Source organism: Hufsiella ginkgonis (assembly GCF_009834915.1).
GTDB lineage: Bacteria > Bacteroidota > Bacteroidia > Sphingobacteriales > Sphingobacteriaceae > Hufsiella > Hufsiella ginkgonis.
The window spans coordinates 457,449-484,364 of record NZ_WVHS01000002.1; the positions used below are offsets into that span (position 1 = coordinate 457,449).

General features: G+C 50.0%; 22 protein-coding genes. 10 read left to right on the forward strand and 12 right to left on the reverse strand.

Annotated features, from left to right (window positions below):
* Window positions 1-20: 20 nt before the first annotated feature.
* Window positions 21-407, reverse strand: coding sequence for an Hpt domain-containing protein (locus GS398_RS08725; protein ID WP_160906384.1), 387 nt, complete (start codon window positions 405-407; stop codon window positions 21-23).
* A gap of 12 nt (window positions 408-419) precedes the next feature.
* Window positions 420-905 carry a 2-amino-4-hydroxy-6-hydroxymethyldihydropteridine diphosphokinase gene (gene folK / locus GS398_RS08730; RefSeq protein ID WP_160906385.1) on the reverse strand — a complete coding sequence of 162 codons (486 nt, stop codon included), beginning with the start codon at window positions 903-905 and terminating at the stop codon, window positions 420-422.
* Between the two features lie 88 nt (window positions 906-993).
* On the opposite strand from folK, the gene sppA reads away from it, so the two are divergent.
* The 3 genes from sppA to GS398_RS08745 are packed head-to-tail and all read left to right on the forward strand — an operon-like array spanning window position 994 to window position 5,426.
* Window positions 994-2,763 carry a signal peptide peptidase SppA gene (gene sppA / locus GS398_RS08735; RefSeq protein WP_160906386.1) on the forward strand — a complete coding sequence of 590 codons (1,770 nt, stop codon included), beginning with the start codon at window positions 994-996 and terminating at the stop codon, window positions 2,761-2,763.
* A gap of 24 nt (window positions 2,764-2,787) precedes the next feature.
* Entirely contained in the window at window positions 2,788-4,470 is a 1,683-nt protein-coding gene (locus GS398_RS08740; protein WP_160906387.1) for a DNA polymerase/3'-5' exonuclease PolX, read from the forward strand.
* On the forward strand, window positions 4,467-5,426 hold the full coding sequence (locus GS398_RS08745; protein ID WP_160906388.1) for a glycosyltransferase family 9 protein: 960 nt from the start codon (window positions 4,467-4,469) through the stop codon (window positions 5,424-5,426). Before GS398_RS08740 ends, GS398_RS08745 begins: the two co-directional genes overlap by 4 nt.
* A 2-nt stretch (window positions 5,427-5,428) precedes the next feature.
* On the opposite strand, the gene GS398_RS08750 is transcribed toward GS398_RS08745, so the two are convergent.
* The 4 genes from GS398_RS08750 to GS398_RS08765 all read right to left on the reverse strand — a co-directional run bounded on the left by GS398_RS08750 (window position 5,429) and on the right by GS398_RS08765 (window position 11,375).
* Window positions 5,429-6,097, reverse strand: coding sequence for a hypothetical protein (locus GS398_RS08750; RefSeq protein WP_160906389.1), 669 nt, complete (start codon window positions 6,095-6,097; stop codon window positions 5,429-5,431).
* A 216-nt stretch (window positions 6,098-6,313) separates the two neighbouring features.
* On the reverse strand, window positions 6,314-6,823 hold the full coding sequence (locus GS398_RS08755; protein ID WP_160906390.1) for a DUF4843 domain-containing protein: 510 nt from the start codon (window positions 6,821-6,823) through the stop codon (window positions 6,314-6,316).
* Between the two features lie 11 nt (window positions 6,824-6,834).
* Window positions 6,835-8,343, reverse strand: a complete 1,509-nt coding sequence (locus tag GS398_RS08760) for a RagB/SusD family nutrient uptake outer membrane protein (protein WP_160906391.1) — start codon at window positions 8,341-8,343, stop codon at window positions 6,835-6,837.
* Window positions 8,344-8,354: 11 nt separating this feature from the next.
* Window positions 8,355-11,375, reverse strand: a complete 3,021-nt coding sequence (locus tag GS398_RS08765) for a SusC/RagA family TonB-linked outer membrane protein (protein ID WP_160906392.1) — start codon at window positions 11,373-11,375, stop codon at window positions 8,355-8,357.
* A 129-nt stretch (window positions 11,376-11,504) separates the two neighbouring features.
* Between GS398_RS08765 and GS398_RS08770 the strand changes: the two genes are divergently transcribed.
* Both GS398_RS08770 and GS398_RS08775 read left to right on the forward strand, forming a co-directional pair.
* Complete coding sequence (locus GS398_RS08770) at window positions 11,505-12,002, forward strand: SixA phosphatase family protein (protein WP_160906393.1); 498 nt, start codon at window positions 11,505-11,507, stop codon at window positions 12,000-12,002.
* A gap of 18 nt (window positions 12,003-12,020) precedes the next feature.
* Entirely contained in the window at window positions 12,021-12,911 is an 891-nt protein-coding gene (locus tag GS398_RS08775) for a 3-hydroxybutyryl-CoA dehydrogenase (RefSeq protein WP_202405995.1), read from the forward strand.
* A 117-nt stretch (window positions 12,912-13,028) separates the two neighbouring features.
* Here GS398_RS08775 and GS398_RS08780 read toward each other — a convergent pair whose 3' ends face one another.
* Window positions 13,029-14,429 carry a DUF4403 family protein gene (locus GS398_RS08780; RefSeq protein WP_160906394.1) on the reverse strand — a complete coding sequence of 467 codons (1,401 nt, stop codon included), beginning with the start codon at window positions 14,427-14,429 and terminating at the stop codon, window positions 13,029-13,031.
* 95 nt (window positions 14,430-14,524) lie between these two features.
* A complete protein-coding gene (locus tag GS398_RS08785; RefSeq protein ID WP_160906395.1) occupies window positions 14,525-15,823 on the reverse strand; it encodes a PQQ-dependent sugar dehydrogenase in 1,299 nt (432 codons plus the stop codon).
* 74 nt (window positions 15,824-15,897) lie between these two features.
* On the opposite strand from GS398_RS08785, the gene GS398_RS08790 reads away from it, so the two are divergent.
* From GS398_RS08790 to GS398_RS08805, 4 genes are all read left to right on the forward strand, one after another.
* Window positions 15,898-16,188 (forward strand): YciI family protein, encoded by a 291-nt coding sequence (locus GS398_RS08790; protein WP_160906396.1) that lies wholly within the window; start codon window positions 15,898-15,900, stop codon window positions 16,186-16,188.
* Between the two features lie 129 nt (window positions 16,189-16,317).
* The gene (locus GS398_RS08795; protein WP_160906397.1) at window positions 16,318-17,055 is read left to right on the forward strand and encodes a class I SAM-dependent methyltransferase; all 738 of its coding nucleotides are present in this window, start codon (window positions 16,318-16,320) and stop codon (window positions 17,053-17,055) included.
* Between the two features lie 9 nt (window positions 17,056-17,064).
* The gene (gene murI / locus GS398_RS08800; RefSeq protein WP_160906398.1) at window positions 17,065-17,892 is read left to right on the forward strand and encodes a glutamate racemase; all 828 of its coding nucleotides are present in this window, start codon (window positions 17,065-17,067) and stop codon (window positions 17,890-17,892) included.
* A gap of 58 nt (window positions 17,893-17,950) precedes the next feature.
* Window positions 17,951-21,193, forward strand: a complete 3,243-nt coding sequence (locus GS398_RS08805; protein ID WP_160906399.1) for an amidohydrolase family protein — start codon at window positions 17,951-17,953, stop codon at window positions 21,191-21,193.
* A gap of 88 nt (window positions 21,194-21,281) precedes the next feature.
* Here GS398_RS08805 and GS398_RS08810 read toward each other — a convergent pair whose 3' ends face one another.
* From GS398_RS08810 to GS398_RS08820, 3 genes are all read right to left on the reverse strand, one after another.
* Window positions 21,282-21,680 carry an META domain-containing protein gene (locus GS398_RS08810; protein WP_160906400.1) on the reverse strand — a complete coding sequence of 133 codons (399 nt, stop codon included), beginning with the start codon at window positions 21,678-21,680 and terminating at the stop codon, window positions 21,282-21,284.
* 47 nt (window positions 21,681-21,727) lie between these two features.
* Window positions 21,728-22,918: a BaiN/RdsA family NAD(P)/FAD-dependent oxidoreductase gene (locus tag GS398_RS08815; RefSeq protein WP_160906401.1), complete on the reverse strand. Its 1,191-nt coding sequence runs from the start codon at window positions 22,916-22,918 to the stop codon at window positions 21,728-21,730.
* 164 nt (window positions 22,919-23,082) lie between these two features.
* Window positions 23,083-23,427: a hypothetical protein gene (locus GS398_RS08820; RefSeq protein WP_160906402.1), complete on the reverse strand. Its 345-nt coding sequence runs from the start codon at window positions 23,425-23,427 to the stop codon at window positions 23,083-23,085.
* Window positions 23,428-23,615: 188 nt separating this feature from the next.
* Between GS398_RS08820 and GS398_RS08825 the strand changes: the two genes are divergently transcribed.
* The gene (locus tag GS398_RS08825) at window positions 23,616-24,149 is read left to right on the forward strand and encodes a DUF8685 domain-containing protein (protein WP_160906403.1); all 534 of its coding nucleotides are present in this window, start codon (window positions 23,616-23,618) and stop codon (window positions 24,147-24,149) included.
* A gap of 225 nt (window positions 24,150-24,374) precedes the next feature.
* On the opposite strand, the gene GS398_RS08830 is transcribed toward GS398_RS08825, so the two are convergent.
* Window positions 24,375-26,915, reverse strand: coding sequence for a M20/M25/M40 family metallo-hydrolase (locus GS398_RS08830; RefSeq protein ID WP_160906404.1), 2,541 nt, complete (start codon window positions 26,913-26,915; stop codon window positions 24,375-24,377).
* Window position 26,916 lies beyond the last annotated feature (1 nt).

Sequence of the window (26,916 nt, forward strand, 5' to 3'; positions counted from 1 at the left end):
AAAAATCGCCGGAATATCGGTCAGATTTGGCTAAGCAGCTCTTTCTTATACTTTTCGAGCTTTATGAAAAGCTGATCACAGGTTTTGATCAGCGATTGGTAGGCCGGTTCGATCGTTCCGAGATTCTCCCCCATCCTTGCATTCTTTTCTAATACCTGCATTTCCTCGCGGGCATGGTCCACCCCCATAAACGCCAGGGTTGGCTTGATCTTATGTGCCGCTTCGGCCACCTGCTTCCAGTCGCTTTCTTGTATCGCCTCAGAAAGCTGCTGGAAGTAGATTGGGGTCTGCTCCAGAAAAATATCGATCATCTCTACCATGAACTCCACATTTCCACCAGAAATATCATTTAAATAAGATAAATCCAGTTCGGATCCCTGGCCGGCGTTATTGCTTTCTTCAAACATAATGGGTGCAATTTAATGGTTTATCTTTTTTACCGCCAATTTATCAGAAGAATTTTCAATTATTTCTTCGATGCTCAAATGTAATGCCGGATGTACCAGGCCGGGAGAAAGTTCGGCGAGCGGCACCAGCGTAAAATTGCGGAGATGGAGCTGCGGATGCGGTATTACGAGGTCAGGCGTATCAATGATTTCGGCGCCATAAAACAGGATATCGATGTCGATCGTTCTCGAATCCCATTTCTGGCTGCGCTCACGTCCCAACAGCTGCTCGATGTGCAGCACCTCGCGCAGGACCTCTTCCGCGGAAAGCGCGCTGTTTACGACGATCACCTGGTTGATGAACTCCGGCTGATCCGTTTTTCCCCACGACTCGGTGCTGTACAAAGAAGATTCCGTTGCTATTTCGCCTATCTTATGAGCGATATGCAGGCGGGCTTGCTGCAGGTAGGATTCGCGGTTACCCAGGTTACTTCCCAGGAGCAGGTAAACAAGTTCCATGAACAGTTAATATTTTGCAATGTTATGAAACTTATCCCACCTTCGAGGGTCTAAATTAGTATTATTGTAATGTACTAATTCACCTTTGATGAAACAATTCTTCAAGTTTGTGGCGGCCTCTATGCTAGGCTTCCTTATTTCAATATTTGTGATCTTTATCTTCTTTGTTATCGGCATTAGTGCCATGATCGCGGCAGCGGGAAATGAAGCGCCGGCTGACGTTAGTAATAACTCGGTACTGCGTATCGACCTTAACTACCCGATCAACGAACGCACCATCAGCAGCCCGCTGGAGGGCCTGAACATACCCGGGTTTAAATCAACCAAATCACTGGGACTTAACGACATCCTGGCAAGCATAAAAAAAGCCAGGACCGACGACAATATAAAGGGCATTTGTCTCGACCTCAGCGGCATACAGGCTGGTATGGCAACCATCGAAGAGATCAGGAACGCGCTGATCGACTTTAAAACCTCGCATAAGTTTATTTACTCGTACAGTGAGGTGTATACCAAAGGCGACTATTACCTCGCTTCTGTAGCGGATAAGGTATACATTAACCCCGAAGGTTTCCTGGAATTCAGCGGATTCAATTCCGACATCACCTTCTTTAAGGGCGCCCTTGATAAGTTAGGGATCGAGGCGCAGATCATCAAAGTGGGCACCTATAAAAGCGCGGTAGAGCCCTTTATACTCGACCACATGAGCGATGCCAACCGGCTGCAGGTGACCTCTTTCCTCGGATCGATGTACGACCACTACCTCCTCTCTATTGCCGCCAGCAGGAAGATCCCCAAAGATTCCCTGTTCGCAATTGCCAATGAGCTGAAGGTGCGCACGGCTGTTGATGCGGTAAAATACAGGCTGGCGGACGGCGTTCGGTATAAGGACCAACTGCTCGACGAATTAAAAGCCGCCACGGGGATCGATAAAAAGAAGAACGTAAACTCGATCAGCATCGAAGATTACAGCGGTAATGCCGGGAAAACAACTGCCGTTACCGGCGACCGGGTTGCAGTAGTATATGCTGTGGGCGAGATAGCCGGCGGTGAGGGCAGCGACGAAGTGATGGGCTCTGAAAAAATATCCCGCGATCTGCGTAAAGTACGGTTGGACGATCACGTAAAGGCAGTAGTGCTGCGCGTGAATTCGCCCGGCGGGGGGGTGCTGGCATCTGACGTTATCTGGCGGGAAGTGGTGCTTACGCGGAAAGTGAAACCCGTGGTGGTATCAATGGGCGATGTTGCCGCATCCGGCGGATACTACATCGCCTGCGGTGCCGACTCAATTTTCGCGCAGCCCAATACCATTACCGGTTCGATCGGCGTTTTCGGTATTATCCCTAACATGAAAGAATTCTTTAATAACAAACTCGGGATTACCTTTGACGGCGTTAAAACCGGGCAATATGCCGATATGGGCAGCATCGACCGCCCCCTCACCCCTGCCGAACGCCTGATCTTCCAGCGTGAAGTAAACCGGGTATACGACGGTTTTACCAAACGCGTGGCCGAGGGCCGTAAAAAGAGCCAGGCGTATGTCGACAGCATCGGCCAGGGTCGGGTGTGGAGCGGCACAGAAGCATTAAAAATAGGCCTGGTAGATAAATTGGGAAGCATAAATGACGCCATCCGCAGTGCTGCCGGGATGGCGAAGCTGAAAGACTATAAGCTGGTAAATTACCCGGTAATGAAAGACCCCTTCCAATCGTTATTCGATAATTCCGGCGAACGCATGAAAGACTATGTGACCAGGATGCAGCTGGGCGAAGAATATACCTATTACAAACAGCTTAAAAGTGCCGTACGGCTAACCGGCGTACAGGCGAGAATGCCCTTTACGATCTCCGTGAAATAGGATATTTTTGGGCAAATAAAATCGATGGATAATAAAACCATTTCACGCCGGTTAAAACTGCTCGGCCAGCTGATGGAGCTGCATGACGAGAATCCATTTAAGGTGCGCTCCGTGATGAACGCCTCCTTCAAGATCGACAAGCTCCCGTTCCAGGCAGCCGGCAAACCGCTTGCGGAACTTGAAAAGATAGATGGTATAGGGAAAAGCACCGCCGCGAAGGTTTGGGAACTGCTGGATACGCAAACGCTCGCCGAACTGGAGGGATTCATCGCTAAAACACCTTCGGGTGTGATCGAGATCATGTCTGTTAAAGGGCTGGGGCCTAAAAAGGCATCGGTGATCTGGAAGACGCTGGGCATCGAAGACCTCGGTGAGCTCCTGTACGCCTGCAATGAAAACCGCCTGATCGAAGCAAAAGGATTTGGAAGCAAAACCCAGGAAGAGATTATCAAGGCCATCGAGTTTAAACTCGCAGGCAGCGGCAAATTCCTCTACGCACACCTGGTGCTCCTGGCAGAGCAGCTTTTAGCAGATATAAAGACCTGTACCGGCGACGCTCCCGTGATCATTACCGGTGAGTTCAGGCGCCGTTGTGAGATCATTAACTCCCTCGACTTCCTGGTTTGTGACAAGCCTGCATCTTCTTTTGAACCGATCACAGACAGGCTTACCGTCATCGGCAGGACAGGCGACAAGATAACCGCGGAAGCAAACAACGGCCTCAAGGTGAACATTCATTTTTGCGCCGCCGCCGAAATGGGTTGGGAACTTATCCATCATACAGGCAACGAGTCTCATGTTTCTTCCCTAAAAGATCTGTTAGCGGGTAAAGACCTGCTTACTTACACGGAACCCGAAATCTATGAAATGGCCGGGTTATCTTATATCGAGCCCGAGCTTCGCGAAGGCTTTAATGAGCTGGAGCTCGCCCGCGAAAACAAACTCCCGGAATTGCTTACGTATAACGACCTTAAAGGTACCCTGCACAATCACAGTACCTGGAGCGACGGCGTAAACACACTGGAAGAAATGGCGCTGTATTGCCGGGATGTGCTTAATCTCGAATACCTTGGTAATTGCGATCATTCCAAATCGGCCGTATATGCCAAAGGGTTATCTGAAGAACGTGTAATAGCACAACATGCGGAGATTGATCTGCTTAATCACAAATTGGCACCTTTCAAGATTTTTAAAGGAATTGAATCGGATATTTTATCTGATGGATCACTTGATTACCCGGACGAAATACTGGCTACCTTTGATTTCGTGGTTGCATCTATCCATTCCGCGTTTAAAATGACGGAGGAACGCGCCGCTGAACGCCTGGTCAAAGCAATCGAAAACCCATACACCACGATCCTCGGCCACCCCACCGGGCGCTTATTACTCAGCAGAAGCGGGTACCCGGTGGATTTTAGAAAGATCATCGACGCCTGCGCGGCGAATGGCGTAGTGATCGAGATCAATGCAAACCCGCTCAGGCTGGACATGGATTGGAGATGGCACCGCTACGCGACAGATAAAGGCGTCTTGTTGTCGGTGAACCCGGACGCTCACCGTACCGAAGGATTTCACGACATGCACTATGGCGTTCTCGTGGCGCGAAAAGGAGGCCTCGCGGCTGCAAACTGCCTGAACACGTTCTCAATGGAAGAGATCAGCCGTTTTTTTGATCAGAGAAAAGTACGGTCAAGCAATAACACATGAAGATCCTGGTCATCCGGTTCAGCTCTATCGGCGACATCGTATTAACAACGCCGGTGATCCGTTGCCTGAAACAGCAGCTTCCCGGAGCCGAGATCCATTTTATTACCAAACCCGCGTTTAAAACGGTGCTGGAACACAATCCATACATCGATAAGCTGCATTTAGCGGCAGCTTCATGGGATGAAACCGTCGAATCCCTTCGGAATGAACATTTCGATCACATCATCGACCTTCACAACAACCTGCGTACCCGTATCCTTAAGTTAAAACTGGGAGTTCATGCCGTCTCTTTTAACAAGCTGAATATCCGGAAATGGTTATTGGTTAATTTTAAGGTAAACCTGATGCCGGATGTACACATCGTAGACCGTAACCTGGACACCGTAAAATTCCTCGGCATAATTGATGACGGAAAAGGGCTCGACTATTTCCTGGAAAGGGATTATGAGCTAAGCGAGTTACTTCCGCCCTCGCATCGCCTGGGGTACGTTGGTATTGCGATCGGTGCGCAGCATGCCACTAAACGGATGCCGGTAGATAAATTGGTGGAGGTATGCCGCCTCATCGAGGCTCCTGTTGTACTCCTGGGAGGAAAAGACGATGCGGAGCGCGGCGACATCATAGCGGAAGCTGCTGGCAGCCATGTACTAAACACCTGTGGAGCGTTATCGCTAAATCAATCCGCCTGCGTGGTAAAAATGGCTGAACGCATCATTACACACGATACCGGCCTTATGCACATCGCGGCAGCTTTTAACAAACCCATCACGTCTGTTTGGGGAAATACAGTTCCCGAATTTGGCATGTACCCATTTAGAACCGACAGGTCGAAGCTCGTACAGCATCCCGGGCTCAAATGCCGGCCCTGCTCAAAGATCGGTTACAAAAAATGCCCCCTCGGGCATTTTAAATGTATGAAGGAACTGGATGCCAAACTGGTAGCATCTGCAATATGATCTTATGTACGCTGGTTGATCGTGTTGTAATACCCGATCAACTTCGATATATCGCTGTCGTCTTTAAAACTGATCTTCTCGCTGTCGATATATTTTTCGAGCGCTGCTGCTTTATCGCTTAAAACGGCAAGAATGATCTTTTTATCTTTCTTAACGGGGATCATTTGCCCCGACTTAAAGATGTAATAGCTAATTACAGGTACGAATGTCTTAACGGCTGTTGAGTTGTATTCTTTAGTTTCAATGATCGATTTTATGCTGCGCTTTAAAAACTGAACTTTTCCGTCGGCCAGCACCTGGAAAAAAGATTTCTCGGTAGTATTTTTGGCTGCAGGATAATTGTTCCTGAATGTCTGATTTTCCATCATTCCGCTGCTTAGCGTAAACTCCGACACCGGATCGATAAAATTAAACGGTTCCCCGGTCTTCGACAGAAACAAGAGATTGTCATTTAATTGGTCATAATTCAGCTTATCATAACGGTAAGGCTTTCCTTCATTGAATTTCACAAGACCATTTACCCAATCTTTATACAGGTTAGGATCTCCCTGTACTTCCGAATAGTTTTTCGTAAGAACCGGTTTGCCGTTAATGTCCGTTACAAATCCCTGGGCCTTTACCCCGTTGACGCCTATAAAAAGCAAGCTTGCTATTAATAGTACCTTTTTCATACTTGTTAATATTTAAATTATCCGATTTCAATGTCCCGGCACTGTTAAAGCTCCGAACGTATAAATATAAGAAGTATTAGTTTAATGAAAGTTTATATTCCTAAAGAAGCGATCACTAAAATGTTTAAAAGCAGCAGTGGTTAACTGCTGCTTTTAAAGTACCCGCGGGAAGCCTGCCAAAGGCGACTTTCCAGATAACTCAATAACGTGTATTATTTAGTTCTGGGCAATGCTCAAACCAATATACTTCTCATTTTCACTGGGCTTAATGTCACCGCTGGGCAGCAATTCGAGCGCCAATGTTTTCGCGCCGCCGGTGCTTGCTCCAGGGTTCAGGATCACCACCTCAACCTCAGCGAAACTTGAGTTTGCCGGAATGGTGGCTTTGCCCGTGGTAGTAAAGTGTGTACCAGAAACAGCGGTAGTACCTGCGGCTTGTACAGAGTAAGAGATCTCTGTAGCTGTGCTGCGTTGCGGGCCGACAAGGTTAACACGCAACTTAACGGTACCGGATGTCCTGGTAAGCAACGGGTCGGTGGTTACGGTTGCCCTGCCATAGCCGGTATAGCGGGTTAGCAACGGGTATAAAAGCCCTGCTGAGTTGGCATTATAAGTAGCTGCATCCCATTCTATCACAGTGCTTTGGACAGTTATCTCGTCATTCTTGATACAAGAAGATGAAAAGAGCAGGATGACGATTCCTAATAGATATTTTATTTTGTTCATTGCTAATTTTATTAATAACTAAAGTTTTGAGGAATGGTACCCTTGCTTCCGTCAACATCAGCCTGCGGGATAGCAGGAAGAATTACCGGGTCTGTGAAAGCCACAACTGTGTTGCTAGCTGGTTTGAAAATATCTAAACCAAGACGTTTCAGGTCGAAAAAGCGTTGTCCTTCAAACGCGAATTCAACTCTTCTCTGCAGCAGGATCTCGGTCAGCAATGCAGTGCCGGTTGCGGCAGAAACCGCCAGGCCGCGATTGGTCCTGATCTTATTCACATCTGCAAGCGCAAGCGCTTCGCTTCCGGGCGTATTGTAGTAAGCTTCCGCACGCACTAAGTATGCTTCCGCGATACGGAACAACGGGAAGTTATCCACGTTAATTGCACCGCCTTTACCCAGGTACTTGGTACATTCTACATAATAAGGGGAGCTCGAAGTTGCACTCAGCTCGAACAGCTGGTTTCTCACATCGGCCGTTCTGGCTGTGATTGCCGCAGTCGCGCTACCGCTTCCGGTAACGGTGATTCCCAGCGCGTTGGCGAGGTCGACGGTGGCTACAAGATCACCAAAACCGCCTTTACGCGCGCGGTCGCCACGGGCAACCAGGGTAGTGAGGTTAGTCTGGAGCGAAAGGTTTACACCTAACGTTTCTGAAGTATTGAATGAAGTTACCTCGAAAACAGACTCAGGGTTTACGGCGACGCTCCAACCGTTCACATAGTTTGCCGGGGTTAACAATGTTGTTCCCCTTACATTGATCGCGTCAGTTGCATACTGGATCGCTTTAGGATAGTCCTTGTTGTAAAGGGCTACTCTCGAATACAGCATTTGGGCGGCCTGCTTGTTGGCTTTCGCCGGAGAGGTGGTGCCGGTCATACTGGCCAGCTTTGCCACCGCATCGTCAAGGTCGGCATAAATAAAATCATATACCTGTTTGATGGTCGCTCTTGGCGACGAAAAGTTCAACGCTTCCTCAGCTGTCTTGGTCGACTTGTCTGAAATAGGAACGCCACCTTTATCCTGTGCAGCTACCACCGCTCCCGGGATATAGGCATAGGTACGAACAAGGTCAAAATGATACAGTGCTCTTAAGAATTTCAACTCGCCAACCCATGCATCTTTCTGCGCCTGGGTTACAACTGGCGGGTTCAGCAGAGGGGCAGCCTCCAATGCGCGGTTGATCCTGTTAAGAACTACGTAAGCGGTAGACCACTGTGAATAGTGAGCACCACGGGTATTCCGTGATTCAGAAAGGTATCTCCCGCCCTTATTGGTACCCTGGCCGTTATCAGACAGTGCGTCACCAAGCATCACCATCCTGTTTCCATACATTACTTCGGTTTTAAGCGTGGCATAAATGGAAGTGATAGCCGCGTCGATACCCTCTTTAGTACTCAATGCGTCATCAGCAGGGATCTGGTCAACCGGATCCACACTGATGGTATCCTTACAAGATACCGCCGTAAAAGCCAGCGCGCCTGCAAGTAAGATCGTTTTTGCGTATTTATTTAATGTTATCATGTTCTTAGTCGTTAAAATCCAACCTGAAGGCCAAATGTGAAGTTTTTAGACTGAGGAATAATTCCTAGCGGAGAATTGAAGAACTCCGGATCGTATCCACCCCAATCATCATAGGTGAAAAGGTTCGTACCGTTTGCGTATACCCTTGCACTGTTTACTTTAAGTTTCGTAGCAAGGTTTTTAGGAAGTAAATAAGCGATCTGGATCTGCTTTAAACGAATGTAATCGGTTTTCTTGTAGAACCTGTTTCCGCTAAGCGCGCTAACACCCTGCGGCTCAATACCACCGCTGTATGCTCTTGGCACGTCGGTGATCTGGCCCGGAGTGGTCCACCTGCGGTTGTAAAGATCGTAAGTGGTGTTAAGGGCTCTTTGCGAAAGCTCCGAAATAAAACGCTCCTGGTCATCGGTCTGCTTTCTTCCATACTGGTACTGGAAGAGAAAGTCGAGATCAAAGCCTTTGTAAGAGAACGTGTTATTCAAACCACCGGTGTATTTAGGGAAAGTAGATCCCACGTATTTACGATCGGCAGCGGTTGGGGAGTAAGTGTAGTTACCGTTAATGTCGTAGAACAATGGACGACCGGTAGCCGGGTTAACACCTGCGTATTCAGCAAGGAAAATGGCGCCGTAGTCCCAACCTACACGTACCGAAGGATCGCTTGGAAGCTGTGAAAGCCCGCCGTAAAGTTTTTTGATCTCGTTCTTGATGTAAGTAAAGTTAAAGTTGGTAACCCATTTAAACCCTTTAAACTCCAGGTTAGTGGTGTTCAGCTCGATTTCGATACCTTTATTATCCATCGAGCCCACGTTGGTGGTGATAGAAGTAAAGCCGGAAGTTCCTAATAACGGCTGTCCGAGCAGCAGGTTGCTGCTTCTTTTGAGGAATACGCCAAATGAACCTGAGATACGGTTATTTACGATGGAGTAATCGACACCTAAATCATAGGTAGTTGCTTTTTCCCACTGCAGGTTGACGTTACCCAATGATGATTGCGCGATACCCGGCGAACCATTGTATACGCCGCTGCTGCTGAATAAGCTGCGTGAGGCAAAGTTGGAGATCCTGTCGTTACCTGCCTGGCCATAGCTGGCGCGAAGCTTGATATCGTTAATCCATGGTGCTTTAAGGAAAGGCTCGTCAGAGATATTCCACACAAGGCTTACGCCAGGGAACCATCCGAAAAGATTGTCGGAACCAAACCTGGAAGAACCATCGTAACGTAAAATACCATTGATGATATATTTGCCTTTGAAGCTATAGTTCACCCTGCTGAAATAACCGACACGTTTATAACCGGTTGAATACTCATCTACGTCGAGCGCATTACCAGCGGCGCCAAGATTGGTGAACTGTGGCGTTGGATAGCCGTCACCGAAGCCGTAAGTACCTTCGTTCATATCGCTTCTGTACTCAAAACCAACTAACGCGTCCAGTTTATGATCTGTGTTGATCACTTTGCTGTAGTTCAGCGTTTGAGTGGTCATGAAGTTGGTGTTATAATCTGCCAGCACTTCACCATAACCTTTACGGTTATAGCCGTCCTGCGTGCGCGGATCACGGAAGTTCTTTCCGGTAAGCATCCTGTAGTCAAGTGAATAGAATGACTTAAGGCTCAGCTCAGGCATAAACTTGTAGGTTCCTGAGAACGAACCGATGAGGTTATTGGTACGCTGGTTACTGATGTTATACTCGTTGGTAGCCACGATGTTCTGGTTAAGAACGCCACGGAACGTTTGCCCTGAACCCGGCATACCGAAAAATGTGCCGTCTTGGTTATAAACCGGGTTGAACGGCAGGATCAGACTGGAAGAGAACGCCGGGTTACCGATGGTGGAACCTGAAATGGAAAAAGGCGCTTTCTGTTTGAAGCTGCTCAGGTTCAGGTTTGCGTTCACACTAAATTTACTGCTCACTTTGTGATCAAGTGATAACTTAAAAGTTCCTCTCTTAAAATCCGCCTTGGTCATTATAGCGTCCTGGGTATTGTAAGAGCTGGAAAGGAAGAAGGTGGTTTTATCGTTTCCACCGCTTGTTGAAAGCTCATAGTTAGAAACGACACCGGTCCTGAATGCCTCATCCTGCCAGTTATAGCTTGGCAGCGCAGCGATATCGGCGTCTGTGAGGGTAGTTGCCTGCCCGATCTCACCCAATACCGAGTTACGGACCGCCGTAGCCGTAGCGGTAGGATTCGCGTTTTGAACCGCTTCCAGGCGCAGTTTCACATAGTCTTGCGTGTTCAGTACATCATACTGCTTGATCACGTCCGCACGACCTGTATAATAGTTAAGGTCAAACTTGGTTCTTCCGTTCTTGCCTTTTTTGGTAGTGATAAGCACTACCCCGTTTGCAGCCTGTGCCCCGTAGATCGCGCCGGAAGCCGCATCTTTAAGGATCTCGATCGATTCGATGTCGTTGCTGTTAATGGCCGCCAGTGAGTTCGACTGGGTAAAACCAGAGTTGGTAGCGCCATTTAACTGCACACCGTCAACAATGTACAACGGCTGTGTTCCCGCCGAGAACGACCCGACCCCACGGATCTGGACGTTCACCGCACCACCGGGGATACCGTTATTAGCCTGTACAACAACACCTGCCGCACGTCCCTGGATCGCTTTGTCAAAAGACGCTATCGGAGCGTTCTGAAAATCCTCCCCGCTGATCTTTGCAATCGCGCCGCCGACTTCCCTCTTACGCTGAACACCGTAACCCGTAACCACGACTTCGCTCAGCTGACGTGCATCAGGATCCAATGCGACATTCACCGAAGCGCCTGTTGCCGGTAATGTTTGAGTAGTATACCCCAGATAGGTAAACGTGAGCGACTGCCCCGTTGCTACTACAATGGAATATCTTCCATCAACTGATGTTTGGGTACCTACTTTAGTGCCCTTAACAACCACACTTACTCCTGGTAGTGAAGTTCCGTCGGCTTTGTCAGTCACCACACCCGTAACGGTCCGGTTCTGAGCATAAGCTTGCGAAATTACACATACGAATAGTAAGCACCATTTAAGTAATTCTTTTTTCATACGCTTTATCATTTACTAATTAAAACAGAGTGCAAGGTAAGGTGTTATAACCTATTTTTTACATATTTTCTATACAAATGTGTAAAAAACACCTTTTTCAACTCAGTTTGAACTTTAGTTTTGTTAAAAATGAAATCTATTTTACTTGTACGACACGCCAAATCGGACTGGGAAGGCCGGAATCTGAGCGACTTTGAGCGACCGCTGAACGCCCGCGGGCACCGGGATGCGCCCATGATGGCCACCCGGCTGATGAAGTCGAAAATACTCCCGCAGAAAATTGTGTCCAGCCCCGCCGTCCGTGCATGGACCACCGCGGGATATTTCGCTGAGGCGTGGGGTATCGACAGACAATCGATCCAGCCCTGCCCAGCCATCTACGAGGCGTCGGTAAATACCCTCCTTGAAACGGTAAATGCCTTCGACAACCAATATGACCTGGTGGCACTTTTTGGGCACAACCCAGGGATTACGATGCTCACCACCGCTTTATCGGGACGGGAGATCGGTAACATGCCTACCTGCGCCGTAGCCCTGATCGGGTTCCCTTTCCATGACTGGCGGGAGATCAGCTTCAATACCGGCGACCTCCGCCTGTTCGATTTTCCCAAGAATACCCTACTTTAGCGCCTTACCCCGTATCGTATGATCAAACATATCGCCGTGATCGGCTCCGGAACCATGGGAAACGGCATTGCACACAGCTTTGCCCAACATGGATACATGGTTAACCTGGTCGATATTTCACAGGAAGCGCTGGATCGCGCCATTAAAACTATCACCGCTAACCTCGACCGCCAGGTAGCCAAAGAGCTCATCAGCGAAAGCGGGAAGGAAAGTACGCTAAAAAACATCACCACCTTCCCCGATGTGGAAACAGGAACGATGAGCGCAGACCTGGTGGTGGAAGCAGCTACAGAAAACACCGACCTTAAACTAAAGATCTTTAAACAGCTTTCGGCCTGCTGCAAGCCGGAAGCGATCCTGGCCACCAACACCTCCTCTATTTCCATCACCAGGATCGCGGCAGCTACCGAACGGCCCGCGCAGGTGATCGGCATGCATTTCATGAACCCGGTCCCTGTAATGAAGCTGGTGGAAGTGATCAGGGGGTTTTCTACCAGCGACGAAACCACCCGGCTGGTGATGGAGCTCTCAGAGAAACTGGAGAAAACTCCCGTAGAGGTGAACGATTACCCGGGCTTTGTGGCCAACCGGATCCTCATGCCAATGATCAACGAAGCGATCTATGCGCTGCACGAAGGCGTGGCCGGTGTCACAGAAATAGACACGGTAATGAAACTCGGCATGGCACATCCCATGGGACCGCTTCAGCTAGCTGACTTTATCGGGCTGGATGTTTGCCTGTCTATCATGGAGGTGCTTTATCAGGGCTTTGGTAACACCAAATATTTCCCCTGCCCCCTGCTCGTAAACATGGTGAACGCCGGTCATAAGGGCATTAAATCAGGAAACGGATTTTATACTTATGAGAAAGGACGTAAAGAGTTAGTAGTAGCACCTAGTTTTAGGTAACGGTTATCAGTTATCAGTTATCAGTTATCAGTTATCAGCTGTCAGTTATCAGCTATCAGCCGTCAGTTATCAGCAGCTACCAGTTATTAGCTGTCGGGTATGGCTACGGCTAAACCGCTACTCCATCCCATCGATACTGATCGCTACCTTCCCCTTTGCCACCACCATGGCAACGATGGCGTTCGGCGTAAGGAAGATCTTATTCGGCGTCAATTCCGTCATCGAGCCGTTTACCTTCACCCCTTTCACAGGCTGATAGCCGTTCAGGTACGTAGCCATGGTCTTCTGTCCTTCAATTAGCTGTTCAAGTATGGAGAACCGGCAATTTTGCTGGATCTTTTTAATGATGATGCCATGCACCAGCCAGCTGCCCGCCTTCATCAGCCGGTTTTTGGAATCGAGTACAAAGTCTACCTGGTCAAGATAAATCTCTTTAGTGGCGGCGTTGTAAATGGGAAATCCCGAAAGGTAAATGTCGCCGTTTAACGAGCCCGACATACCCAGCTGTACTACGATCTTGCCATCCTTACCCCAAAGGTCCACCTTATTAACGGTAACCGCGCGGCCACCCGATTCATATTTCTCCCCGGCAAAGTTTTTCTGCATCAGTGCGGCGGCATCGGGATATTTTACAAATCCTGCAATGTTTGCGTTAAACTCGTTCGGCATGGTATTTACGGCCTTCAGTACGAGTTTCGATTTATCGAAGCTCAGTTGCGGCTTGGCTCCTACACTGGTTTCCAGGTACGACTTCATGCCCAAATTAACGGTGATCTTCTTATTGGCAATCACCGACCTGGTGGCATACAGCTCAACAGGCTGGATAGCGAACCAGGTGTGGTATTCCGGATCTACCTCGGTAGGTTTGCTCATTTCTTCGAGCGCACTTAATACATATGGTTTAATATCCACAAACTGGCTGATCGTCTGGTCCATTATCTTTGCCATCTTTGTTTTAAAGACCGATAAGGTTGGATTGATGAGGTAGGTGATCGGCACGCTTTTGCCCATTACGGTTACGCTCGGACTTTCCGCCCACTCAATTCCTTCGATGGTGGTATTGGTAGTCACCTTCCAGTTGGTCAGACCGGCGGAGGTACTCAGCTTAATGGTACCGTTCAGGTTAAAATCACGGGTGTCCATGGCGGAAATGCCGAATTTCTCGATCCCGTATTTCACCCGCGCCCAGATCTTTAACGGCAGATCCATGTAAAGCCTGCCCGATTCTTCGCGTATCGCGATCGGCGCCTGTTTCGACACCTTCAGCATCATGTTGTCCCCATCCATCGAAACATCGTCGTAGATCACACCGTTCAGGTACTTATTGGTCTGGTTCTGAATATCGGCAATGCTCAATTCCACCGGCAGGTTTACAAACGAAAGTTGTTTATCATATACTACCTGGGTGTTATTATAATCCGGGGCAGGCTTTAACGTAAGAATCTTGCTTCCCGTACTGCAGGAGGCGCTAACTAAAACAGCACCCAGGATCAGGATAAATGATAATCGCTGGTTCATCGATTTATTTGATAATTATAATATAGCTGATAGCTGACAACTGATAGCTGACGGCTGATAGCTGATAACTGACAACTTGATAACTTGACAACTCTCTACTTCCCTCTATACACGATCCTGTAAATCGTCCCCTTACTATCGTCAGAAACGTACAGCGAACCGTCAGGTCCCTGCGCCAATCCGCAAGGGCGATGCTGTGCAGACCTGCCGCCGGCCGCGGTTGCTTCTTTCGAGCCTGAGAAATTATCGGCGAAAACTTCCCAATCGCCGAAGGGCTTGCCGTCTTTAAATGGCTGGAACACCACGAAATAGCCTGCCTGCGGTTCCGGTGCACGGTTCCAGGACCCGTGAAATGCGATAAAAGCGCCGTTCCGGTATTTCGCAGGAAACTGTGTGCCGGTATAAAAAAGCAACCCGTTAGGCGCCATGTGTGCTGGGTAGGCCGCCACAGGTTGGGTAAATGCAGGATCACCTTCTTTCTTACCGTCGCCGCCATATTCCGGGGCCAGTATGTTCTTTTTCTGTACCGGATCGTAATAAATATATGGCCAGCCGCCGTTCGTGCCTTTTTTAACCATAAACATACATTCGGCCGGTAGCTCGGCAGATTGCTTGTCGTTATATTCAGGGAACATGTTCAACATGTCGCGTCCATGCTGCATCACAAACAAGGTATTGTTTTGCTGGTTCCAATCGAGGCCCACCACGTTGCGTAAACCGGTGGCATACCGGGTGCCGTCACTATATTGCTGGTTCAACTTATCCGCGCGGAATTGCCAGATACCGCCTGCCGAGTCGAGCACAGGGCAGTTTTCTCTGCCTTTCGAGCCTTTCTCCCGGTCTTTGATCTGGCAGGAATTGGAGAACGCGCCGATATTTACATAGATGTTTCCGTCGTTATCGAGCGCCAGCGATTTCGTTTCATGCTGCCTGCGATCGATCAGGCCGGTTACGATCTTCTCCGGGACGCCGGTATTCACCACCCGTTCGTTTCCATCCAGTTTATAGCGGAACACTTCGGTATTAGAGGAGGCGTATAAATACCCGTCTTTTATGGCGATGCCCGTACCGCTATAACCCGCAAAACCGGTTTTTTCTTCAAACTTCCCGTCGCCATCCTTATCTTTCAGGAAGATGATACTCTTCCCGTTCCGGGGACGGCTGAGCTTTACATACAAGTCTCCTTGTTTAGTCACCGCGATATGTCTAGCCCCACCCACTGTGTCGGCCGCCACCAGCGCGCCAAATCCGGCAGGAAGGATCAAACCGGCATTACCAGCGTCGGGCTTAACCTCTATCCCCGATGGTGCCGCGGCATTTCTTGCCGCATACATGCTAAAGATGACAGCGGTCGCACCTGCGATCATGATGCTTCTTGAAAGCGTTGTTTTCATGTTCATTTTATTTCGCGTCAAAGGTATACAAAACTAAAATTGAATTAGTTTTGTAGTATACTTTTTATGATCTCATGAACCAATATTTAATCACCGCCTACGATTTCACAGACGAACAGGCCCTCGATCGCCGCATGGCAGTTCGTCCTGACCACCTGGAAGGTGCACGCACGCTGAAGTCAAAAAACCAGTTCGTCCTGGGCGGCGCTATGCTGAACGACGATGGCAAAATGGTCGGCTCTACCATGATGGTGCAGTTTGAAACTCCCGCTGACCTGGATGAATGGCTGGCAAACGAGCCTTATATATTGAGGAAGGTTTGGGATAAGGTGACCGTGACATCGTTTAGAGTGGCTAACGTGTGAATCGGGGGCGCAAGTTTGCCTGGTGCGTTCGAGGTTTTACATGACCAGTAATAATTAACATACAACTTTTCAATATCCGGACCATTCACGAATGACGGCAAGGGGTAATAAACGTCCAACGCATAACGTATGAAAGACAATTTCTCCAACCAGGCAGCTTCTTATGCGCGGTTCCGGCCCGTTTACCCGAAGGAGATGTTCGACCTTATCGGCTCATTCGTGACGCACAAACATTGCGCGTGGGATTGCGGCACCGGCAACGGGCAGGTAGCCGGGGAACTGGCGAACGTGTTTGAGCAGGTATATGCCACAGATATCAGCGAAAAACAACTGGCACATGCTATAAAACAGCCGAATATAGTTTACAGCCTGCAACCTGCGGAAAGCACAAACTTCGCAGACGACATGTTCGACCTGGTAACCGTATCGCAAGCCATTCACTGGTTCGATTTCGACCGCTTTTATGCGGAAGTAAAACGAACCCTCAAACCCGGCGGCATTTTAGCGGTCGCGGGGTATAAAATGTTCATTGCCGACGACGAGGTTAACCCGCTGATCCGGGATTTCTACGTACGCGTGACCGGCCCGTACTGGGACCCCGAGCGCCGTTATATCGACGAAGATTACCGGACCATTCCTTTCCCGTTCAGGGATATTCCCGTACCCGATTTTACCATGAATTATTATTGGACGGCAGAGCAGGCGGCAGGCTATTTTTCAACCTGGTCTGCCGTGCAGCACTTCATTGCCAAAAACGGGTACAACCTGGTAGATGAGTTTGCTACAGCCCTGGCACAGAGCTGGGGCGACCAGCCGCGTAAGGTAAGCTTCCCGGTATTGCTTCGCGTAGCCAGGAACGATATCTAAGCAGCTTTTATGGCAGAGCACACAGGCCCCATTGGCATTTTCGATTCCGGCTACGGCGGGCTCACGGTTTTTAAAGAGATCGCAGCGCGACTTCCGCAATATGATTACATCTATCTTGGCGACAATGCGCGTGTTCCCTATGGCAACCGTTCGTTCGAAACCGTTTACCAATACACGCTCGAATGTGTAAACCATTTGTTCGACAAGGGTTGCCACCTGGTAATTCTCGCTTGTAACACCGCTTCCGCGAAAGCGCTGCGCACCATCCAGCAACAGGATTTGCCAAAGAAGGAGGAATTGCGCCGGGTGCTGGGGGTTATTCGTCCCACCACCGAGCTCGTAGGTGAATTGTCGCTGACAAAACACGTGGGGGTGCTCGCCACTACCGGCACCGTTTCTTCGCTCTCCTACCCTGTAGAGATCGGTAAGTTTTATCCCGACCTCTCCGTTTTCCAGCAAGCCTGCCCCATGTGGGTACCGTTGGTCGAAAACAATGAGCACCAATCGCCGGGCGCCGACTATTTCATCAAACAAGGGCTGGATAACCTGCTGGAACAATCGCCGGACATCGACGTGATCATCCTCGGCTGCACCCACTACCCCTTGCTCATCAATAAGATACGTGAGTACGTACCCGAAAACACCAGGATACTGTCGCAGGGGGCCATCGTAGCGGAACGATTGGAAGATTATCTCCTGCGTCACCCGGAAATGGCGGCACGCTGCAGCAAAAACGGCAGCCAGTCTTTTTTCACCACCGAGTCGGCCACTGACTTCGACCGGCATGCTGCCATTTTCTTCGGGAAAGAAGTGAGATCGGTTCACCTGCCTTTATAAGCCGGTTCCCGCATCGCGACCGGGTTTTTCTTATATTTGTAATTCCTTCAGCAACATTATGAGAAAGATTACCTGCCTGCTTTTACTTTCTATTCCTGCTTTTCTTTTTTCTGTACATGCGCAGCCCGCCAAATGGAATGTGGAAAAACCTTCAGGTCCATCAAAATCCGTGTCATTCAATACCGACGAGGGCACCTGGATGAACCTCGACGTAAGTCCCGATGGGAAGGACATAGTTTTCGATCTATTAGGCGACATCTACAAAATACCCGCCGCAGGTGGCAAGGCGGCTTTACTGGCCGGCGGGCTGGCGTTCGAGGTGCAGCCCCGCTACAGCTCAGACGGGAAATATATTTCGTATACCAGCGATAAAGACGGCGGCGACAACATCTGGGTGATGAATGCCGACGGCAGCAATAAGCACGCAGTGACTAAAGAAACTTTCCGCCTGCTCAACAACGCGGTATGGATCCCGGGTACGCAATACCTGGTAGCCAGGAAACACTTCACCGGGACCCGGTCGCTTGGCGCCGGCGAACTGTGGATGTATCACATTACCGGTGGAGACGGCGTACAGCTCACTAAACGTAAGAACGACCAGCAGGACCAGGGCGAGCCGGAAGTTTCCCCCGATGGAAAATTCGTCTATTTTAGTGAGGATGTAAGCCCCGGCCCTTTTTTTCAATATAATAAAGATCCGAATGGCGAGATCTACAACATCCGGAGATTGAACCGCGAAACCGGTGAATTCGAAACCATAGCAGGCGGACAAGGCGGCGCGGTACGTCCCCAAATCTCGCCCGATGGTAAAATGCTCGCTTTCGTGCGGCGCGTGCGGTTAAAATCTGTGCTATACCTGCAGGATCTCGAAACCGGGGAGGAATGGCCTGTTTATACCGAGCTCTCCCGCGATCAGCAGGAAGCATGGGCGATATTCGGCCTGTACACGAACTTCGCGTGGACGCCAGACAGTAAGCATATCATCTTTTACGCCAAAGGAAAGATCCGCGATCTCGACCTGCTCACGCAAACAGCCTCGGTGATCCCCTTCGAGGTGACCTCACAACAAAATATTACCGAATCCCTTCATTTTGAACAGAAGGTGTTCCAGGACGAATTCGATGTTAAAATGGTTCGCCAGCTAACTACTTCCCCTGACGGAAAACAGGTGGCATTTAACTCTGCGGGCCACATTTATGTAAAAGACCTTCCTAACGGGAAACCAGCGCGTGTAACGGATGCCACAGATTTTGAATTCGAACCTGATTACAGCCCTGATGGTAAATCGCTCGTGTTCGTTTCCTGGAGCGACGAATATAAAGGCTCTATCAACCGGGTGGATATCAAAACCAAGCTGGTAACCCGCCTCACCATGGAACGCGGCTTCTACTATTCCCCTAAATTTTCGAATAAAGGAGATAAGATCGCTTTCCGCAAAGGCGTAGGTAACGACATGCTGGGTTATAGCTACGGCAAAAACCCGGGCATGTACGTGATGACATTGGATGGCACTAAACCCGTCCTTATCAGCAGCCGCGGCCTGAAACCTTCCTTCAGCGCCGACGACAGCAAGATCTTTTTCCAGTCGTCCGAAGGTGCCAAAAAAGCGTTTAAAGTGATGGACCTCAGCGGCGCCAACGAACGCACGCTGTATACCTCCACCAACGCCACGCAATTCGCGCCAAGTCCCGATGGCAAATGGATCGCCTTTACGGAATTTTACAACGCTTACATCACGCCCATGGTGCAATCGGGCGGCAGTTTCGACCTCTCCGCCACCAACAAGGCCATCCCGCTTACCAGAGTTACCCGCGATGCCGGCACTTACCTGCACTGGAGCAAAGACGGCCAGCGGCTGATGTGGACACTGGGGCCGCAATATTTCTCGCGCGAGATCAAAAACTCATTCTCTTTTGCCGATGGCGCACCTGCAAAACTGCCCGCCATTGACAGTGTAGGCACCGATATCGGCCTGCGCCTGACCACCGATCGCCCGCAAGGGAAAATCGCACTGACGGGTGCAAGAATTATTACCATGAAGGGCGACGAAGTGATCGCTAAAGGCACCATCATTATCGATCAGAACAGGATCGTCGCCATCGGCACAACCGCACAGGTGCCGTTACCGGAAGATGCGCGGGTGATTGATGTGGCGGGAAAAACCGTCATGCCAGGCATCGTAGACGTTCACGCACACTTACGTACCAGCCCTGACGGCGTTACGCCGCAGCAGGACTGGGGATATTTCGTGAACCTTTCCTTCGGCGTAACCACTTCACACGACCCGTCAAGCAATACCGAAATGGTATTCAGCCAATCGGAGATGTTAAAGGCGGGTGTGATCACCGGGCCACGCGTATATTCCACCGGCACCATTTTGTATGGCGCGGAGGGCGATTTTAAAGCAGTGGTGAATAACCTCGACGACGCCCGCTCGCACCTGCGCAGGCTGAAAGCCGTTGGCGCCTTTTCTGTGAAATCGTATAACCAGCCGCGCCGTGATCAGCGCCAGCAGATCATCCAGGCAGCCCGCGAGCTAAAAATGGAAGTAGTGCCCGAAGGCGGCTCAACCTACTTTACTAACATGAGTATGATCCTCGACGGACATACGGGCATAGAACACAATATTCCGGTAGTACCGGTATACAAAGACATGAAATCTCTTTTTAACGAAAGCAGAACGGCTTATACCCCTACCCTTATCGTAAGCTACGGATCGCAATCGGGCGAAAACTTCTGGTACGATCGTACCAATGTCTGGGAGAATGAACACCTGATGAGCTTTACTCCCCGGAGCATTATCGACGCCCGTTCCAGGCGCCGCACTACTTCCGAATACAGCGACTACGGACATATCGAGGTCTCGAAGGCGGTAAAACAGATCTCAGACGGAGGCACAAAGATCAACCTCGGCGCACACGGCCAGCTCCAGGGATTAGGAGCGCACTGGGAGCTCTGGATGCTGGCGCAGGGAGGTATGACCCCGCTGCAGGCCATACGCTGCGCAACCCTCAACGGAGCGCAATACCTAGGTATGGGTAAAGAGATCGGATCGCTGGAAACCGGTAAATTAGCCGACCTCATCGTGCTCGACGCGAACCCGCTCGAAGATATCCGCAACAGCGAAAAGATCAGGTACGTGATGATAAACGGCCGCATTTTCGACGCGCCCACTATGAACGAAATCGGAAACCAGGAAAAGATCAGGAACAAATTTTGGTGGCAAACTGAACGCTCCGGCGATTTTAGCTACCCGGTAAACAAGGAAACGTATACGTTTACGGTGCCTTCGGTGGATTAAGCAGGATCTCCCTTCGCCCGGCTCAGTATTACGAAAACACGATAACGCGCGATCATGTTAGTTTGCTATGCTGAGCCTGCCGAAGCAACTACCTCTTATAGGTCATCAGCAAATTATTCGATTCATAGAGGTACAGCAACCCGTAACGGATCTCGAACCGCGTTACCTTTTGCAGGTTCTGCACGATCTGGTTCTCCTGGTCCATCAGCCCGTCGCAAAACATTTTGGTGGACATGATCGGGCCTAGCTTCACGTGACTTCGCTTAAGCTCGTACTCCGAAGAAAAAGAGTTGCAGGCGGCTTTCCCGGATGCCTTCCCTTCTTTAAATTCCAAAAAAGCCTGTTCACTGGGTTCTACCGGTTTTTGGTTAAGGGCGATCAGCCTCCAATGCGTTCCTTCCAGCACAGGCTGCTCGCCGGTACCGCTTAATACTTTACATGATGAGATAAAAACAACGATGGGGAGTAGCAGGCGAATGGCTTTCATGACTGTCGGTTTGACTTAATTTATAACGGACCAAGGTAATAATAGTTTCACAGATGCTGTGCGATCACAAAACCGCTCGCCCATGCCCACTGGAAATTATAACCACCCAGCCAGCCGGTTACATCCACACACTCCCCGCCAAAAAACAAACCGGGAACTTGCTTTGCCTCGAGGGTTTTCGATGAAAGCTCACCGGTGGCAACGCCGCCACGCATCACCTCCGCTTTGTCGTATCCCTTGTCTCCGGCAGGTTTCACGGTAAAATGATGGATCATCTGTTGGACCTTCTCCAGGTCGGCATTGCTGAGCGATGCCAGGTTCTTATGGACGGGCAGGAACTTTCCTAATGCCTCCGCAAACTTTCGTGTAAACAACTGCGAAAGCAGCGTAAGCAATGACCGTTTACCGTTCACCACCTTTTCCGCCGAGATCAGCGCCAGGACCTCGCCGCCCGGGTACAGGTCTATAAGAAGCGTTTCGCCCGGCCGCCAGTACGACGATTGCTGCAGGATCGCCGGGCCGCTCAATCCCCAATGGGTAAAGAGGATGTTCTCTTCAAAGCCGATCTCATCGTTCCAGGTGCGGCTAAAAATGGTATTTCCAGACAACTCTGCAAACCAGTCGGCATCTTTTCCCGTGATGGTAAGCGGAACCAGTGCAGGAGCGGTTTCGGTAACCCGCATTCCAAATTGCCTGGCGATGCGCAGCGCGAAATCGGATGCGCCCATTTTTGAAACGGGCAAACCACCGCTGGCCATCACCACTGCCGGCGCGGTTACTTCAGTTAACATACCGTTGACCAGGTAACTTACCCGGAATGATCCGTTTTCCCGGGCGACCGATTTAACTTCCGCATTACATTGCAGACCTTGTCCAAGGTCGTTACACAGGGAAACAAAAACGTCGACGATATCCTTCGCTTTGTTACTTACCGGGAAGAGCTGTCCCAGCGTTTTTTCGTGCCCCGTGATACCATATGACTCAAAAAAAGCGATAGTATCCGCCACTGTCCATTGCGACAATGCGGATTTGCAGAAATGAGGATTTTCGGAGATAAAGTTCACCGGCGAAGCGTAGAGATTGGTATAATTACAACGGCCGCCGCCGGATACCAGGATCTTTGCGCCCGGCCTGGCATTCTTTTCGAGTACCAATATTTTTTTACCAAGAAACCCTGCCTGTACCGCACACATCAACCCACATGCACCGCCGCCGATAATAATTGCCTGGTAGTTCATTGGCGGCCAAGATAAGGATTTCATTATTCAACCCGGCGTAATGCTGCCGCCTGGCCAAAACCGCACGGATCGCATACATAGCAAGGAAATAAACGCAAAGGGCACAAAGCAGGAATCAACTTTGCGCCCTTTGCGAAACTTTTTGAGCGCTTCGCGCGAAACTCTTACCTTGGCTTAGGCACCGGGTTAGGCACCGGCGTCGGTGTAGGGCTTGGAGCAGGCGATGGTACAGGGGCCGGGTTCTGCGGATTTGGTGTAGGCGAAGGCGTTGGATTCGGCAACGGGTTAGGAACCGGCGTAGGTATCGGGCTCGGGTTGGGGGTCGGCGTCGGTTTAGGGTTCGGGTTAGGCGTTGGTAGCGGCGAAGGTGCTGGAATCCGCCTGGTGGTGTCCTGCGGCGACCGTGTCGGCACCCGCCTGCTGGTGGTATCGCGCCTTGTTTGCGCCATCGCCGCATCAAATGCGCTGACGGCAACCATTACCAGCAACGCTAAACTTAACTTTTTCATAATCGTAGCTTTTAAATAGGTGATGTACGTAACTTGTTAAAGTTTAACGCCTGTTTTACCGGGCTTGTTTGAAAAATGTGAGATTTGTAGCAGGCAGCTGATGGCCTATGACTGATAGCTGACAGCTAATGGCTGACAGCTGATAGCTATTTTTCACTATTTTTGACGCTCCTATTCAAGCAAATAACATGAACGAAAATATCGGCATCGGCTCCAGGATCCAGCATTCGAAATATGGCAAAGGCGTAGTGATCAACGTGCGCTCCGATGCATTCCAGGTAACATTTATCGATAGCGGTTACAAAGAAATCCCGGTAGGAGAAGAAATTACCGTACTTGACGATATGGCACCCGATACCGATATGGTAAGCCTCTACGAAGTGGAAAAAACCTTGAAAAAGGTACTTCAGCGCTGGTCTGGCATCTCCGAGACGGTGTCTCTTGGCGACAAATGGAAAGGCGGGAAAATGATCCTGCAGCCCGGCAATACGGGCTTAACTGCTAAGGAGATCTCCATCGATCAGTTCTTTTATAAGATCGTAATGGTACGCGACCGCGTGCGCGTAATGGAACAACGCATTAACAGCAGCAACCTGGATAACGAAGAGAAAGTGAACCTGCAGCAATATATTACCCGCATCTACGGCAGCCTCACTACCTTTAACGTGCTGTTTAAATTAAAAGAAGACCAGTTTGTAGGCGAAAAGGGCAGCGGTGATTAAGGAGGCCGAACGATAAATCACCTTAGTTACAAGTGACTTCCATGCAGGGAATTAAACCATGTAACCTCCTTGCGTTCATCCGCTGCACCATAACGAGATAAGCAAGCAGGAAAAATATCGAAGCTTATGCGTCTATTCTCTCCTGCCTGGTAGTAGATGAAAAGCGTCAGCGTAGAAATAACGTAAACAACAAGACTGAAACTTGCGTCTATCAAAATAACTCCTCTAAAGTTCCACCCGAGCCCAATCCCAGCCCTGCATTTCCCGTTGATTCACCGCTTTCACTTCCACCAGGCTTTTCGCGGCCGCAGCGTTGAGGGTAACAGAGAGCCCTTTAACGGCTACCTGCTCTTTTTTACCTTTCGCATCGGTATACCGTACGATGTAGCCGGTAACATCTTTCTCCGGTGAAGCCTGCCAGCTAACCTTATATGACCCGTCCTCTTCCTTGTGAGCAGCAACGCCCTTTAAGCGCGAAGGGCTCGATGCCAGCAGCATCAGGGTAGCAGCGGTTGTTTTCGCTACTTCTATAACCAACTGGTGATTAATGGTTTCCAGGAAATCGTTCCATTGATGATAGTATGGGCTTCCCAATACCGGGTAAGAGCCTATTCCTCCCACGATATCGCCGTAAGCATCATAATATGACTGCGCATCGGTGCTTTTGTAATAAACCACGTCATAGGTAACCATGTTGGTAAAAAGGAATGCCGCTGCATGCTGGATGTCGCGGATCCCCGGGTTGGAATAGCGGATCGTATTGTCCAGCCGGCTATCATTGGCCCATCCGATCATGTCGTTATTCAGCGCCCCGGCGATCTGCATATGGTTGGCCTGCGCTTGTCTTACAAACTCGCGGCTGCCTTGCAGCCCGGCTTCTTCGGCGGTAAAAGAAGCGAAAATAATGGTGCAGGGCATGGGATGATCAGCCAGGATCCGGGCCGCCTCAAGGAGGGCAGCCGTTCCCGAGGCGTCATCGTCCGCCCCCGGACCGATCACCACAGAATCATAGTGACTGCTTACCACGTACACGATCTCGGGATTTACCGTGCCTTTTAGCACCGCAAAAACGTTGGCTGTTTTGGCAGTGGAAGCACGGGGCGTAAACCACTGGTATTGCGGCTCATACCCAAACGATTTATACTGGTCGAACAGGTATTCTGCCGCCTTGTTGTTTCCCGGCTGGGTAATATGTTTGGAACCGAATTTAAAGAGGCTGTTCTCGTAATCGTAAACACGGTGTACCGAAGCCTGGCTGGTAACCGATCTTACCAGCTCCGCGATCTTTGCATAAGAGGCCTCTCCCCTTGTACGAAGGTCTGTTTCTGCCTTGATATCAGCCTCGATCCGGGCCAGTACTTCAGTTTTAGTCACCTTTTGGCCAAGGTCTGCCAGGTATACGCCCCGTTCGGGGGAAATGGTATTGCCATCCCGCTCGGCGGTAACCAGCACGTACCGGCCGGAAACATCGGGTTCCCAGTCATATTCCGGTACCAGTGTCCGCACGGTATTGTTGTGGAAAAGCTTGATCGATTCGCCTGTTTTCAGGTCATACAGGTAAGACCTGCGGTGCCGGGGCTCCCCTTTTGCGGCCATTAGCCGATCGTTGCCGATAAATACCGGCAGGCGGTCGTGCTGGATCTCGGAGGTGATGCGGGTGGCCTGCTTCGTCGCGAGATCGACCGTAAAGATCTCGTAATCATCCAGCAGCTTCACCGCAAGGGCGGCCTTACTCCCATCGGGCGAAAACACCGGATCGGCAATCAGCTTATCAGTGGTGTAAACCACCTCAAGTTTAAAATTATCGGTGTTGGTGACGGCCAGGATATTCTGCGCATCATCTTTAACAAGATACATGAACCGGGTAAACGCAGCGTTTACGGCGGCGATCCTCCCGGGAAACTGTTTGATGCTTTGGTCTGCGAGGTCCACTAATACGGTTCCTTCCGCCCTTTCAGGCTTCACGTCGCTGGCTGCATAGGCGAACCGCGGCAGGTATTCAAACAGCAGTTTATCACCCGCTGGCGATACCTGCAAACCTCCGGGAAAGTTTTTACCGGTAACCAGCTCGGTCACTTTTCGATCCTCCAGCGCCAGCTTATAAACAGCTGGATAAGCATTGCCTTCCTTTAATGCCAGCAAATACAGGTTATTGAGCCCGGGGCCGGCCACCAGCTCGCTCACCAGGTAGCCTTTCGGCAACAGCTGGACAGTTTTCTTTTTCTTAAGGTCGTAGCTGAATAAAAAGGTTTGCGCTGCCGCAAGTTTATTGTAGGCGTTGTTAACCTGTGCACGACGGGTAGGATCGTTCCCGATGGTTTTCAATTGTTCATCCCGCCTTTTTGCGGCAGCGGTTAAACTATCTGTCGGGATGGTGCGGAGAAACACCAGTTGCCCGTTACCAATAAGCAGGTTCTTGCCTTCTATAATTCCCGTTTTTCTCCCGGCAATGGAATAATAAACCGAAATATCCCTGCCGTTCTCAATTTTTTCAAATATAGCATAGCTCCCATCCGGGGAAAACCGGGCAAGCTTGCCATCTGCCGACAGTTCGTTTACCTGGTAAAGCTCGCCGGTGGTCAACGCGATCCTATCCAGCCAGGCCTCGCCATCACGACCGTTAAGTACCTGTTTGAACCCGGTGAGCGCCTCAATATATTTGCCTTGTTTCCAGTTATCTTCCGCTTCGGGAAAGGTTTTAGCCGGGTTCTGTCCCCGCGAGGAAATAAACAGCAAACACAGGGCGATGGTTACCGGTAAACGCATG